Raw genomic sequence first — 15,011 nt, 5'->3', positions numbered from 1 at the left:
CCAACACGTGAACAAGCCGCAAAAAGACCCCGATATCTTCGGAAAAGCCATAACTGCCTATTTCGAAAATGCAGATGAAACAGACATAACGGTACATTCTCCCGACTTTGATGATGATGTAATCCCTGTGCCTTACCTGTTTCGGAAGTATGAAGACATGCCGAAGCTGGAGCAAAAAGCGCTTCAATTGTGCCGCGGAAGAGTTTTGGATGTGGGATGCGGTGCCGGAAGTCATTCGCTTTACCTTCAGGAAGAACGAAAGCTGGAAGTGGTTGGTATAGACACTTCAGCCGGAGCTATAGACGTCTGCCGCAAAAGAGGAATTTCAGATGCCCGAAACATTGCTTTTGAAAAGCTTTCCGAAGAAAAATTCGACACGATCCTTCTGCTCATGAACGGCACAGGGATCGTGGGGAAAATGAAGTTCCTGGATCGCTTTTTTGAGCAGCTAAAAAACCTGCTGGCCAGGGACGGCCAAGTACTCATTGATTCTTCAGACTTGATTTATCTTTTTGATGCCGATGAAGACGGAGGTGTATGGGTAGATTCCTCCAAGGGATATTACGGGGAACTTACTTACCGGCTGAGCTACAAGAATGAAACCTCCGGCAGTTTTGACTGGTTGTATCTTGATTTTGAATCCTTATCTTTAGCAGCTGCAAAAAACAACTTTAACTGTGAAAAAGTCTTTGAAGGTGAACATTACGACTACCTTGCAAAGCTAAGTCTTAAAAAATAGTATGGGGAAAAATTACTTTTACAGCTGCTTCATAGCGCTATTCTTATTAGCGGGTTGTACAACAGACAGTCCAGATAAAAAAGTTAATGCCCATAGGAATGATTTGGTGCTGGGAGCATCGGCAAGAGATTTTTTGAGTGACGAACTGTTTACAGCCATTGATTTGGAAATAGTTTATGTGACCGGATTTGAACCAACAGCGGAGGCCTTAAACAGCTTACGCACCTTTTTTGAAAGGAATACCCATAAACCCAATGGTATCTCTATACAAACCCGGGCAATTTCCAGTCCCGATGTTGGCTCCTATTCCATAGAAGAAATTAAGGCAATTGAGAAAAAATACAGAACCGCATTCTCTGTAGATAACAGACTCGCAGTTTTTATATTTTTTGCCGATGAGAAAAGCCAGGATTCCAAAGAAGGAACTAACATTTTGGGCAAAGCCTACATGAATACTTCTATGGTCATTTTTGACAGCGTAATAAAAAGCATGAATGGCTCTAGGAGCGAAATCCAGACCGTTACATTACATCATGAATTCGGACATCTTTTTGGGCTGGTTGATAATGGAACTCCTGCTCAAAGCGAACACGAAGATGAAAATCCTGAACATAAAGCGCATTGTAATGTGGAGGGATGTCTTATGGCTGCCAAGATCGACGTGAGCTCATCTCCTTTAAGCTTCTTAGAAAATGGAGTGAAAATTTTAGAACTTGACGAACACTGCAAACTCGACCTTAAAGCTAATGGAGGTAAATAGTCTCTTCTGGATTATTTGTTCAAGATTGAAAGTTCAAGATTGAAGGTTTCAAAATTTAAGCTTTTAAAGATAAAAAAACCCTTTAAAGATTTTCTTTAAAGGGTTTCTCCAATTCTAACTTCGTACTTCTAAAATCGTACTTCTAACTTCGTACTTCTAATAAACTTTTTTGCCTCCCAGGTAAGTGGCATTTGCTTTCATCTCCGGGATCTGCTCTTCAGAGACTGTCATAATATCCTTGTCTAAAATGACAAAATCGGCAAACTTTCCTGGTTCAATGGAACCTTTCTCTTCTTCCTCGAAGTTGCTGTAAGCTGCCCATATGGTCATCCCCCGGAGTGCTTCCTCCCTGCTTAAGGCCTGCCCGGGCATGTAACCGCCTTCCGGATAATTCTGTGTGTCCTTACGTGCCACTGCAGCGTAAAAGGTCAAAAACGGACTAACTTTTTCCACAGGGAAGTCGGTACCCAAAGCAATAATTCCGGCTTCATCGAGCAATTGCTTGTAGGCGTAGGCGCCTTTTTCTCTTTCCGGCCCCAGTCTTTCCTGCGCCCAATACATATCGCTGGTAGCATGGGTTGGCTGGACAGACGGAATGATATTCTTACTGAAGTACTTGAAATCTTCGGGTGCTATCACCTGAGAATGTTCCACCTTCCAGCGACGGTCTCCTGCATCTGCAAGTAAGGAATCGTAAGTTTTTAAAACTACCACGTTAGCCGAATCACCGATCGCATGGGTATTCATTTGATATTCGGAGTTTGCAATACGGGCAGCGGTCGCTTTAAAATCGGCTACAGAGGATAACAGAGCTCCGAAGTGGTTATGCTTATCTGAATAAGGTTCTTTTAAAGCAGCCCCGCGAGAACCAAGTGCGCCATCGGCGTAAAATTTCACCGCGCGTACGTTTAGCTTATCGGTTTTTAATGGTTCTCTCCCCAAAAAATAGTCAAGATTTTCTTTGGTGTTGCTTATCATGGCATAGATACGAACATCCAGTTCTTCTGCCTGCTGCAGGCTGTCGATCAATTCTATTGTGCTGCGATCCAGGCCGGCATCATTGATCGTGGTCAATCCATACTGGAAAACCTCTTTTTGAGCATCCTGTAAAGCTGTGACCTGATCTTTTGTGCTGGTGGCAGGAACTGCATTTTCCACCAACGCCATTGGATTGTCTATTAGGATCCCTGTCAACTTTCCATTTCGCTTCTCTATCTCTCCCCCTTCGGCAGGCGTATCAACAGTGATCCCGGCAGCATCAAGTGCAGCCTGATTGGCAAGTAAGGCGTGGCCATCAATGCGGGTAATCGCAACAGGGATATCCGGGAATAAGAGATCAAGAGTGTCCTTTACCGGAAACTCCTGAACTTCCCAATCGTTCTGATCCCATCCACGACCTACAATGAAATCGGTATTTTTCTCCTTTTGGAATTCAGTAATGCGGCTCACCACCTCCTTGAAACTGCTCGTACCGGTGAGATCCACAGCTTGCATGTGGGTACCTAATCCGTAGAAATGTGCATGTGCGTCTATAAGTCCGGGAAGTATTGTCTTGCCTTGAGCGTCCAGGACTTCAGCTGCGTTGAATTTTTCCTGAAGTTCGGCTGTTGTACCTACAGCGACGAACTTTCCGTCCTTTACCACGAAAGCTTCCGCAGTAGAAAATTCGTCATCCACCGTGTAAATATTTGCGTTAATGATCAGGAGATCTGCTTCTTCTTTGTTGTTGTCATTACAGGCAAAGAAAATTCCGAAGCTTAAAATATAAAAGAATAGTTTTTTTGTCATTTTCTGAAGATTTAGGTAAAAATAGAAAATGCGCTCCAGAATGAAGCGCATTTTCCTATAATTGAAAGTAGGGGTTAAAACCAATTCATAATTGCGTCACCTATAGCTTCCCGAATGTCGGAGTTGGCTCCTGCAGCAAGCGCAATGGAAACAAATAATCCGATCATGGCATAAGAGAAGTCCCTGAAGATCATCTTACCGGCTTTCTTACGGTGCTTTTTACCTTTTTTGGTACGGGCAAGACTCACAGCGATCTCTCTACCTCCAATTACCCCAAGGAAAACCCAGGTGGTACTCATTGGTACTGTACTTATGAAGAGTTTATAGATCAAAAGAATAACATAGGTAGCATCGACCAGGGTTGCCGCCCTCACGTCTGATATTCTTGCTTTTTCACTTACTACTTCCTGAATCTTATCTCCCCTTAGGTAGAACAGGAGCCCTAGACCTGCAAAAATGGTCACGGCAAAGATCAGGAATTGTACTAAATCCAGTTGCCTTGGAAGAAAAACTGCGATGTTTGCACCATCCTGCATCACCCATACACCCCACAGCGTTCCACTCACAACCCACTGCACAACATTCCAGCTCTTGTTGAACTGCCTGCTTTTGAAATATTTTTTAATGGTGTTGTAGGACAGGTACCAAACCAGGAATGACAGAACGAAAGCCATGATGTATCCCGTCCATGACTTCCAAACCACAGAAGTGATCCCAGAAGTATCTGCACTAAACACACTAAGAATAAGGAAAGTGGTAGATACCGGCATTCTCAGCCTTGTGAGAATAAGAAGTACCAGCGGAGCAATGATCTGGAAAAAACTGAAGTTCTCCGGATGCGGATACTTGGTGGTCCCATCGGGATTTAACAGTCGCTGATAGGTCACATCCCCGTCAAAATAGATCCAGCTGAAGGTCACTACTGCAAGAAAGATGGTCCCGATAAAGATCCACATGACCCACCATTTCCGGTTTTTATTACTTTCAATGAAAGTTCCCAGGGATTGGATACTGTCATTAGCCACAGTTGCATAAGCAGCAAAGAAAAATCCAAGCCACATCCCTGCCTGGCCATAACCCGTAAGGATCCCGGCCAATACCAATCCAATGATCACGATGGCAAGGAAGGTTCTTTCCTGTACCATGAAGTCGAGCACGTTTAAGTAAGGCCTGTTCCTTTTCGTGCGGGTAAATTTAGTTTTTGCCATTTTCTAATAATAGGTTTTCAAAAATTAGAGAAAAAATAGGATAATATTTTCTTTTCCGCATTTTTCGCGCTGCAAAATTATGTACTTCTGTAGGAACCTGATTTTGTTCCAATGTTATGTAATTGTTAAGAATCCTTTAAGGATCAGGGAACGATTACAAACAAACAAAAAAAGCCGGTAAAAACCGGCTTTTTAAGAGGTATAATAAAATCTATCTTCCAAAGTCAAACTTGTAAGTGGCTCCTGCCATGAGCTGAAGCCCCAGCACCGGGTAGTCCTTCCACCGCTCATAATTTTCTCCCAGGAGATTGTTTCCTTTAGCAAAAATTGATAATCTGTCATTAAATCTGTATCCAAGATTAGCATTAAGATCTACATATGGATCCAAAGTGACTTCTTCCATTTCGGTGGGAAATCCTTCTCCCAGAGTAAATGTTCCATAGTCTTTTCTCTCTCCCACGACAAAGATATTGGCTCCTGCAAACCACTTTTCTGTGATCTGATAGTCTGCAAGTAGATTGGCCTTAAAATTAGGAAGGTTCCAGGCCTCATCCTGTTCATCTGTATCATACAGAAAATATTCCCCGTTGATGCGGAGATTCAATTTCCTGTTGACATCAAAGTCAAGTTCTCCAAAGGCTGAGATCGTATTTACGAGATCATAAATAACATTAAAAGAATTGCCATAGGTGTACGGCGGCTTGTTTGCAGGTTGAGAAACATCCAGAGGGTTGGATACGAACAAAGGTTTGAAGTCCTCTGCCATATATTTGAGGCGGGTGTTATATCCAATGCTGCTCGACAATTTTCCTTTTGCCCCTACGTAGGCCTTGTATTGTTGATCTGTAGGAGCTACTCCAATTGCCGGTGCAAGAAAAGGATTTTCCTTTGTGAGTTCGTAATAAGAGTTTTGTCGCAGTTCTCCTTCGAGGCCGGCGTAGGCAATGAAATAATCCCCGGCAGCACGATAGCTGGCGGTAACCTGTGGATATACATAAACGCCTCCATCACTGTTCTCGGTGTCGAGACTGTAGTAGATCGCCGCCCCCAGATTAAGGGTCAGATCGTCCCGAAGCACCAGCAGGCTGGAGGCCAAACCTACATTCATAAAGCTATAGGCGGTATCCTCACCTCCGGGATTATAAGATGAGAAGCTGGCGTTTAGGTAGTCAAAAATGACATTTGTTCTAAAAAATTCCCCCGCAATTGGGATCTCGAGGGTTGGTTTAATAGAGAAGCGATGTTCGGCAGAGTCAAAGTCATCACCGAAATACCTGTACTTTACTTCAGCATTATCAAAAAATGATTTATTCCAGTTAATTTCCCCGCCGGCGTAAACGCTGTAATAATTGTGTTGCGGATCAATTTCGTCCCGTTCTTCATTCGTAATGGAAGGAGCTACTCCATACCAGTTGAACAACCTGTGCTCTACCCCAAAATCTGTATTCCAGCGCAGATTTCTATTGCGCGAAGAATAATTGAGGTTGAGCTCGGAATCATAATAACTGTCATCCAAATAAACTCCGTCTATTCCTCCCTGTGCAGAATTATGAGTGAGGAAAACCCCGAAATTATCGGTCCGGTTCACCTCAATATTGCTATAGAATTCGGCCAGAGCGCTGGTGTAGCTACCAAAACCAAGGGTGATATAATTGTCATACAACTTTGGTGGCCGCTGTCGCTCTACTGTTGTAGCCCTGCCTTTTGCAGGAGTAAAAGTGGAAGCCACCGGCACAGAGAAAATACTGTATTGTACCGGCCTTTTCTCCAGGTTCACAGAATCGGAGATCTTTGGTGTCTCCCGAATCTTATTGGCATCACTAACAGTGGGAGTATATGGTTTCACCACTTCTACTGTCTCGCTCCCAAGATCCTGGGCAAAAGAGAAGCCGGTGAAAAATAAAAGCATGATAAATACACTTAACGATTTGATTTTCATGGGAAGGCTTTTATGTATCTTAATTGTTGGTTTCTACAGAAGCGTTGGTTCTGGCTTCCTGTGCTTTGATTCGGGCAAGTTCCTGTTTGGCTTCAGCAACAACTTCCGGGAACTGCGTGAAATTTTTAATTACATTATCCAAAATGTAGGTTGCCTGGTAAGCGTCGCCTAAGGCATAAAAGTTCTTGGCCATCAAAACCAGACCTTTTGCACCGTACAGCTTATAACCGGAATAATCTCTTGCCAAACGCTGCACCACGTCATTTGAAGCCTTGTGATTACCCGCTTTGTTCTTGAAGTAGGCGTCATAATAAAGAGCTTCGGCTGCCAATTCCCCTGTGGCAGATTTTTGAACTTCGGCATAGGCACGTTTTGCACGATCTTCGTTTCCGGTTCTCATCGCGGCACGAGCAATGATCACCTGGGCATCATTTTTGGCACTTGTTTCGGCATTAGGGTTTGCCAGTACCTTCTCTGCATAGGCTACTGCTTCATTGTATTTACCTTCCTCGAGGTAAGACTTCATAAGGTTAGACTGCGCAAAAATGGTATTTTGAGCAAAGGATGCTTCGGTTTCCAAACGCTTTAACAACGGAATTGCTTCGGAATAATTCCTGTTCTCCAGGTACACTTCCGAAAGCCTTGCCAATGATTGCTCAAGATATTCTGAAGCCGATCTCTGGATCACATACTTATAATGCGGAATGCTCTTCTGCTTATTTCCTTCACGGAAGTACAATTGGCCAAGGTAGAAGTTAGCCTGTACGGAATGTATTCCGTTAGGGAAGGAATTCAAATATTTCTCAAGAGCTGTAATAGCTGCTGAAGTATTGTTATTTTGATATTGCTTTTCGGCAGCTTCGAAACTGGTGTTATCAAGATCTACATCGGTCACTTCCACAAAGTCCAGATCTTTCACCCAATTAGCATATTCATCTGTCCTACCCATGTCCACGTAGATAAGGCGGGCGGTGCTTACTGCCTGCACAGCTTCAGCCGAATTCGGGAAATCGGCCACCACTCTTTTCATCTTTTCAAGCGCCTGATTGGGCTGATCATTATTGTAGTAGATCAATCCCTGCTTCAGCAATGCCTGCGGAACAAACGTACTGCCCGGAACATCCCTAATGAGCCTGTTATAGGCCTCCATACCCTGGCTGGTATTATTCATAGCCACATAAGTGTTGCCCAATTCATAAGCGGCATCATCACGATATGATGACCTCGGATATTTTCGAAGGAACTCTGTCAACTCCTGAATTTTTGTATCATTCCGCTGAACAAATCCGTAGCTGATCGCTTTTTGAAAAGCTGCATAGTCATTTTCCGATCCATTTAAAGCAATGGCCGAATTATAGGCTTCCATTGCAGGCCAGTAGCTACTGTTTACAAAATAACTGTCTCCCAGTCTCACAAAAGCATCGGTTCTTCTTTCGCGGTCGTTGGAAGAATTATTGGCATATCTTTTAAAGTATTCTGCAGCACGATCATATTCCCTTTGCTTGAAATATGCATAGCCAATATTATAGTCTAGGTTCTCCTTTTCTGAAGCCCCTTGTGCACCACTCATTCCTGCAAATTCACGATATCCAACGAGCGCATCCTGGAAGTTGCGAAGGTTAAAATCACTTTCGGCCTTCCAGAAGGTCGCCAAAGCAGTGAACCTTGGATCACGTCTTTCGCTTAAGGCAAGGTCAAAATATTCTTCGGCTTCCCGGTAGTTACCTTCATTGAATAACTCCAGTCCGCGGTAAAAAGCCACTTGCTGATAAACCACATTGTTCTGGAAATTTCTGTTCCCCTTCAGGAGACGCATGGCTTCCTCATAATTTCGGGAAGTAATAAAGGAATTGATAAGCAATTCGTTTATTTCATCACGGGCAGGAGAATTTGGATAAGTCTCGAGATAGTTCATCAACACCTGCGGAGTGCTGGCATAGCTATTTCCAATTTCATAGCTCAGTTTTGCATAATTCAGTGCCGCATCGGCTTTGATCTCCTGGTTAAAATCCATTTCGCTGGCATTCTTAAAAGCATTCAGTGCCTGCTGCTTTTTATCTGTTTTCAGGTAAGACTGGGCAAGGTGGTAATAAGCATTCTGTGCCACTGCATTCTTACCATCTATGATCTTGTTAAATTCGGAAATAGCCGACTCATAATCCCCCTGCTGAAAATAAGCGTATCCCAGCTGGTAATAATCTGTGTTATTCCATTTCCCTCTTTCCCCCTGGTACTCCTTCAAATATGGAATCGCCTGCTCGTATTGCCCGAGATTGAAATAGCTTTCCCCAATGATCTTGTTAAGCTCTGAGCGATCCCGGCGATCTGCTCTAGGCAACTGTTCAAGTCCCAGCTCAATGGCTTTTTCGAAATTCCCCTGCTTAAAATTCATGTCGGCCTGGAAATATGAAAGGTCCTCTTCATACCGCTCCTCGCCCTGTACCTCTTCGAAAAGTTCATTTGCCTGCTCGTAATCATCTCCTTCATAGGCCATGAAGCCGAGGTAGTACTTGGCCTGGGAGCCATATTTTTTGGAGTCTTTTACCTTGTTTAAATACTCCTTAGCCTCGTCATACTGGTTTGCCCGAAAGTAGGCGTAGCCGTTATTGAAATTGAAACGTTCCTTCTCTGCCTTGCTCAAGTTCCTTTGGTCGACCGTATCGTACCATTTGCGGGCCAGAGAATATTTTCCGGTCTCGAAATAATAGTCGGCCACGTCCAGGTAAGCGGCATTGGTTTTCGTACTTGTAGGATAGCGCTGCACAAAATCTTCCATAAGCTCATCGGCTCCCGGTTGATTCAGCCTTATTGCAGCATTGGCTATGTAATAAGCCGCATTGGCTTTTATTCTTTCATCATCTGTTTCATCCTGCACTTCATCAAAAAGAGTTTGTGCGGCAAGGTATTGCTGATTGTTGTATAATTCCAGTGCACGGTTATAATCGGCCAGGTCATTGCTTTGAATGGCAGATTGTTGTGAGAAACCGGGAAGCGAAAGGAAAAGAAAAGCAACAAAAAGGCAGATTTTGCTATGTTTCATTCGTAGGTCTTGTTTTGTTGATGATTCAAAGATATAAGAAACTCTAAGGTAATAACGCCATTGTTGTAAGATAAATTATACGCTATCGTTAAATGAAACCTAAAATTATCTGCGGAAAATTTCAGCAGAAGAAAAGCAACACAAGCCGCAATAATTACGTTCTCTTTCTTACTTTTACCTCTCTAAAATTTGATTTTTCATGTCGAATACAGTTCTGTACCTAAAAGACGCTGCCATCTATCAACGGGAGACGCTCATACTTTCTGAAGTTAATATCGAGATCGAAAAAGGGGAATTTGTTTACCTCATCGGGAAGACCGGAACAGGAAAAAGTAGCTTCATGAAAACTCTCTATGGAGACCTACCGCTTACCGAAGGTGAAGGCCATATCGTAGATTACGACCTGCGCACTCTTAAAGAAAAAGACATTCCGTTTTTACGCCGAAAGCTAGGGGTAGTATTTCAGGATTTTAAGTTGCTCAATGACCGTAATGTCAACGAAAATCTGCTGTTTGTGCTCAAAGCCACCGGCTGGAAAGACAGAGCCGCCATGGATGCGAAGATCGAGGAAGTCCTGAAAAAAGTTGGTATGGGCACAAAAGGATTTAAAAATCCGTACCAGCTTTCGGGCGGGGAACAGCAGCGTATCGCTATTGCCCGCGCTCTTCTAAATGATCCTGAATTGATTCTTGCCGACGAACCCACCGGAAACCTGGACCCACAAACTTCTGTGGAGGTCATGGAAGTGCTACAACAGATCTCCAAAAACGGAAAGACCATCCTCATGGCCACTCACGATTACGCGCTGCTGCTGAAGTATCCTTCCAAAACCTTAAAGTGCGACGGACAAAAGGTGTTTGAAGTGGTTCAGAAGACGGTGACTTAGGGAGAGACAAGAGACAAGAAACAAGAAACAAGAGCCAAGAGCCAAGAGACAAGAGACAAGAGACAAGAGACAAGAGACAAGAATCAAGAGACAAGAAACAAGACAAGACAAATAATTTGTACCGTCTTTGCGAAGGAGCCGAAAGGCGACTGAAGCCTGCCTGCCTGCCGGCAGGCAGGCAATCTCCTCCTGCAGAAACTCTGCTCTTGCTTATAGTCGAAACTTAAATCCTGCTCCTCATTGGGAGATTGCTTCGCTTACTCCGTGCGCTCGCACAGACAGGTCAAACCAAAGATTGCTGCGCTCTAGTAGTCCATCCCTCGCAAAGACAGGTAAAAAAAACACCTCCCAAAAATGCCTTTTTTGAAAGGTGTTTGTGCAAACGCGTAATTCTAACTTCGTACCTCGTATTTCTAATATCTAACTTCCGGAATTCTTCCTGTTGATGAAGAGGTAGTAAATATTTATCAAAATGATAGCACCGTTGGTGATCGTGATGGGCCAGGAATCGAGAAGGAGTCCGTAGATCACGAAAAGCAGGCATCCAAGGCTGTTAATGTATCTAAGAGTGGTGATATTTCTCATAAGAAAGGACAGCAACAGGAAAAAAGATGCCAGGTATCCAATCCATTCTATGTATGATATTCCAAAAACTTCCATAATTATTGATTCAAAATTCAGGGTTTAATATTCAAGATAATTTGCTGCTCAATTTTTGAAAACAGGCTTCAAAAATAAGAGCTGCCAAAAATACGATTTTTGACAGCTCTTATTATTTATTTCTTACCGAATTAAACGATCTTATTTCTCTTTCGATCGTTTTCGGTTAAATAGATCTTTCTTAGACGTAAATGTTTAGGCGTTACCTCTACATATTCGTCCTTCTGGATGTACTCTAAAGCCTCTTCCAACGAGAATTTAATCGCCGGAACGATCTTCGCCTTGTCATCTGCTCCCGAAGAACGTACGTTGGACAATTTTTTGGTCTTGGTGATGTTCACTACCAGGTCATCCTGCCGTGAATTCTCTCCAATTACCTGTCCTTCATAAATATCCTCTCCCGGATCCACAAAGAATTTTCCGCGATCCTGAAGTTTATCAATAGAATAAGGAATTGCTTTTCCGGTTTCCATAGACACTAAGGAACCGTTCTGTCTTTCCGGAATTCCTCCTTTAAGTGGCTGATATTCCTTGTAGCGGTGAGCCATAATAGCTTCTCCCGCAGTTGCAGTCAGTAGCTGATTTCTAAGTCCGATGATTCCACGGGAAGGGATCTGGAACTGGATGGTCATCCTGTCTCCTTTTCCTTCCATGCTCAACATCTCCCCTTTTCTCATAGTCACCATTTCCACAGCTTTTCCTGAAACTTCTTCGGGCAGGTCAATGGTCAGTTCTTCGATCGGCTCACATTTAACCCCGTCAATTTCTTTGATGATCACCTGTGGCTGTCCAATCTGTAGCTCATATCCTTCACGACGCATGGTCTCGATTAGAACCGACAAGTGAAGAACTCCACGGCCAAAGACCATGAATTTATCTGCGCTATCGGTCTCCTCAACTCTAAGAGCAAGGTTCTTTTCAAGCTCCTTCATCAGGCGCTCCTTGATGTGTCTTGAGGTAACGAATTTTCCATCTTTTCCGAAGAAAGGAGAATCATTTATTGTGAAAAGCATACTCATGGTAGGCTCGTCAATAGCAATAGTCTTTAAGCCTTCAGGATTTTCAAAATCGGCTACAGTGTCTCCAATCTCAAAGCCTTCCAGTCCAACCAGGGCACAAATATCCCCTGCCTGTACCTCTTCAACTTTTCTACGGCCAAGACCTTCAAAAGTGTGTAATTCCTTGATCCTTGTCTTTTTGATGCTGCCATCTCTCTTTACCAAAGCAACAGGCATTCCTTCTTTTAAGGTTCCGCGTTGAAGACGCCCAATAGCGATCCTTCCGGTAAAAGAAGAAAAGTCAAGAGAAGTGATCAACATTTGCGGAGAACCTGCTTCGATCTTTGGCGACGGGATGTGCTCTATCACCATATCAAGAAGCGGTTCAATGCTGTCTGTCTCATTCCTCCAGTCATCGCTCATCCAGTTATTCTTGGCCGAACCATAAACAGAAGGGAAATCAAGCTGCCATTCTTCAGCACCCAGTTCGAACATCAGGTCGAATACCTTCTCATGCACTTCCTCGGGAGTACAGTTTTCTTTGTCAACCTTATTGATCACCACACAAGGCTTCAATCCAAGGTCTATTGCCTTTTGCAGTACAAAACGGGTTTGCGGCATTGGTCCTTCAAAAGCATCTACCAATAGCAGCACCCCATCGGCCATGTTCAAAACCCTTTCTACCTCTCCCCCAAAGTCGGCGTGACCCGGAGTATCAATAATGTTGATCTTGGTATCCTTGTAAACCACAGATACGTTCTTGGAAGTAATGGTGATCCCACGCTCCCTCTCAAGATCATTGTTGTCAAGGATAAGATCCCCGGTATTTTCGTTTTCCCTGAAAAGCCTGCAGTGGTACATAATTTTGTCCACCAGGGTAGTCTTCCCGTGGTCAACGTGTGCGATGATCGCAATATTCTTAATAGCTGTCATATAAACGCCTGATTTTTAAAGGCTGCAAAGGTACATTTATTTTTTCCATAAAAAACACATCGGCTTTGAATAAAATTTTCCGATTTCTGCCTCTCAAAATTTTGAAGATCAACAAGTTGCGACAAGCTTAGAATCCGCAGTACTTTTGAGAAAAAGTTGAAGATGAATTATAAGGTTCAGAAAAAGCATAATTTCTGAGATCCCTCATTTTTTAATATTTACAAATTCCATTTACCCTTTTAATTTCGTAACTTTAAGTCCTTACATTTCAGTAATTTACCTTATCCCCTATAAATATTTCGGCTATGAAAAAACGAACAAAAAGTACCAGGGCTATTCTATTTTTACTTTGCTTACTTACCGGAGTTGGTGTATGGCATTCAGCTTTAGGACAGGTTGACGGGGATGTGAGTCTCGATTTTCCCGAAGAAGATAAAATAATGCAAATTGCACGTGAGACAGTTAAGGCCTACGAAACCGGAAACTGGGAGCTGCTTAAGAAGAACTCTACCGATGATGCAAAATTCTTTAATCTGGGCAGCTACGACAGCCTTAGTGTGGGACAGACCGTGCAGTATTGGAAAAAAGGTCGTGAAATTGCCACCCCTGTTCTTTCTGAAGATGGGGTATGGCTGGCTGTGACAGTACCCGAAGGACCTAGAGAAGGGAACTGGATCTTGCACTGGGGCACCAACACCCTAAGCTATCCTACGGGAGAGACCATTAGCTTCCCTTATCACGTAGCCTTGAAATTCCATGAGAACAAGGTAAGGCAGTATCATTTCTACTATGATAACAACAGGATCATTAGAGCCCTGGGTTATGAAGTACAACCTCCATTTGAGGAGGAGGAAAGGGATTTTCTTGAAGGTTATGAAGATAAACAGTAGCGTCGAGATTGGTTTTCCCATTAAAGATCCAAAAAAGGTATCTTTGCAGTAAATTTCTTTTATGCAACTCAATAAGATACCACAGATAAAACACGCCGACTCGGGTAATTTCTTCATGCTTGCCGGCCCCTGCGCCATTGAGGGCGAAGACATGGCCTTACGCATAGCCGAAACAGTGTTGGAAATAACAGATAAACTACAGATTCCCTATATTTTTAAAGGTTCTTTCAAGAAGGCCAATCGCAGCCGGATCGACAGCTTTACCGGAATAGGTGATGAAAAAGCTCTGAAAATTCTGCGGAAGGTTTCTGAAAGTTTTGAAATTCCCACTGTGACCGACATACATGAGCGGGAGGATGCAGTTATGGCCGCGGAATATGTAGATGTTCTTCAAATTCCTGCATTTTTGGTACGCCAGACGGATCTTGTGGTCGCTGCCGCCGAAACAGGAAAAGTGGTGAATCTCAAAAAAGGCCAGTTTATGAGCCCCGAAAGCATGAAACATGCAGTCACTAAGGTGACCGACTGCAATAATGAACAGGTGATGGTGACAGACCGGGGGACTATGTTTGGATATCAGGATATGATCGTGGATTTCCGCGGAATTCCAACCATGCGACAATTTGCACCTACCGTTCTTGATGTAACACACTCTCTACAACAGCCAAACCAGAGCAGCGGAGTGACCGGTGGAAGACCTGATATGATCGAAACGATCGCCCGTGCCGGGATCGCCACAGGAGCCGACGGAATTTTCATCGAGACCCATTTCGATCCTGCAAACGCCAAGAGCGACGGCGCAAATATGCTGGACATCCAATATCTGGAAAGACTGCTGCGCAATTTGACAGCGATAAGGAAGACGATAAATTCTTTTTAAAAATTTTGCGAAGGAACGGATTAAAAATCCGTGTCATCATAACTGAATATACCCTACAGGATTTTGAAGCCTGTAGGGTTTTCTTTTTTCAATTCATGAGGGGAAACCTACAAGGTCAAAAAGAGACCTTGCAGGTTTAATATGAATTAGAAGTTCGGCTGGGAGCAGCATTTTGATAGAAGCTCTGTTAGGACCGAAATATAGGTAGCACATAACCCTTTCAGGGTTTGGAACCCTCGTATGTTTGAATTGTGAGGATCTTTTCAAAGATAAGCTATACAAAAAGAAAT

11 protein-coding genes are annotated in these 15,011 nt (G+C 43.4%); 5 read left to right on the top strand and 6 right to left on the bottom strand.

The annotated features are described in order from the left end of the window. Positions 1–7: 7 nt before the first annotated feature. Both VR862_RS13310 and VR862_RS13305 read left to right on the top strand, forming a co-directional pair. Positions 8–739: a class I SAM-dependent methyltransferase gene (locus VR862_RS13310; protein ID WP_324721485.1), complete on the top strand. Its 732-nt coding sequence runs from the start codon at positions 8–10 to the stop codon at positions 737–739. A 1-nt stretch (position 740) separates the two neighbouring features. Continuing rightward, on the top strand, positions 741–1,499 hold the full coding sequence (locus tag VR862_RS13305; RefSeq protein WP_324721484.1) for a hypothetical protein: 759 nt from the start codon (positions 741–743) through the stop codon (positions 1,497–1,499). A gap of 156 nt (positions 1,500–1,655) precedes the next feature. Here VR862_RS13305 and VR862_RS13300 read toward each other — a convergent pair whose 3' ends face one another. The 4 genes from VR862_RS13300 to VR862_RS13285 all read right to left on the bottom strand — a co-directional run bounded on the left by VR862_RS13300 (position 1,656) and on the right by VR862_RS13285 (position 9,474). Continuing rightward, positions 1,656–3,287, bottom strand: coding sequence for an amidohydrolase (locus tag VR862_RS13300; RefSeq protein ID WP_324721483.1), 1,632 nt, complete (start codon positions 3,285–3,287; stop codon positions 1,656–1,658). Positions 3,288–3,361: 74 nt separating this feature from the next. Beyond that, the gene (locus VR862_RS13295) at positions 3,362–4,495 is read right to left on the bottom strand and encodes a hypothetical protein (protein ID WP_324721482.1); all 1,134 of its coding nucleotides are present in this window, start codon (positions 4,493–4,495) and stop codon (positions 3,362–3,364) included. A 211-nt stretch (positions 4,496–4,706) separates the two neighbouring features. Next, positions 4,707–6,434 carry a TonB-dependent receptor gene (locus tag VR862_RS13290; RefSeq protein ID WP_324721481.1) on the bottom strand — a complete coding sequence of 576 codons (1,728 nt, stop codon included), beginning with the start codon at positions 6,432–6,434 and terminating at the stop codon, positions 4,707–4,709. Between the two features lie 19 nt (positions 6,435–6,453). Next, on the bottom strand, positions 6,454–9,474 hold the full coding sequence (locus VR862_RS13285) for a tetratricopeptide repeat protein (RefSeq protein ID WP_324721480.1): 3,021 nt from the start codon (positions 9,472–9,474) through the stop codon (positions 6,454–6,456). 199 nt (positions 9,475–9,673) lie between these two features. Here VR862_RS13285 and VR862_RS13280 point away from each other — a divergent pair, with 199 nt between their 5' ends. After that, positions 9,674–10,360, top strand: coding sequence for a cell division ATP-binding protein FtsE (locus VR862_RS13280; RefSeq protein ID WP_324721479.1), 687 nt, complete (start codon positions 9,674–9,676; stop codon positions 10,358–10,360). 420 nt (positions 10,361–10,780) lie between these two features. Here the strand turns inward: VR862_RS13280 and VR862_RS13275 are convergent, their stop codons facing one another. Then, positions 10,781–11,020 (bottom strand): uroporphyrinogen decarboxylase, encoded by a 240-nt coding sequence (locus VR862_RS13275; protein WP_324721477.1) that lies wholly within the window; start codon positions 11,018–11,020, stop codon positions 10,781–10,783. A 131-nt stretch (positions 11,021–11,151) separates the two neighbouring features. Further along, complete coding sequence (typA, locus tag VR862_RS13270) at positions 11,152–12,951, bottom strand: translational GTPase TypA (protein ID WP_324721476.1); 1,800 nt, start codon at positions 12,949–12,951, stop codon at positions 11,152–11,154. A 305-nt stretch (positions 12,952–13,256) separates the two neighbouring features. On the opposite strand from typA, the gene VR862_RS13265 reads away from it, so the two are divergent. Beyond that, positions 13,257–13,841, top strand: a complete 585-nt coding sequence (locus tag VR862_RS13265) for a nuclear transport factor 2-like protein (RefSeq protein ID WP_324721475.1) — start codon at positions 13,257–13,259, stop codon at positions 13,839–13,841. 61 nt (positions 13,842–13,902) lie between these two features. After that, positions 13,903–14,721 carry a 3-deoxy-8-phosphooctulonate synthase gene (gene kdsA / locus VR862_RS13260; RefSeq protein ID WP_324721474.1) on the top strand — a complete coding sequence of 273 codons (819 nt, stop codon included), beginning with the start codon at positions 13,903–13,905 and terminating at the stop codon, positions 14,719–14,721. Positions 14,722–15,011: the final 290 nt, after the last annotated feature.

The sequence above is a fragment of the Salinimicrobium aquimaris genome (assembly GCF_035607535.1).
Lineage (GTDB): Bacteria > Bacteroidota > Bacteroidia > Flavobacteriales > Flavobacteriaceae > Salinimicrobium.
This window is presented reverse-complemented; position numbering and strand designations above follow the sequence as displayed.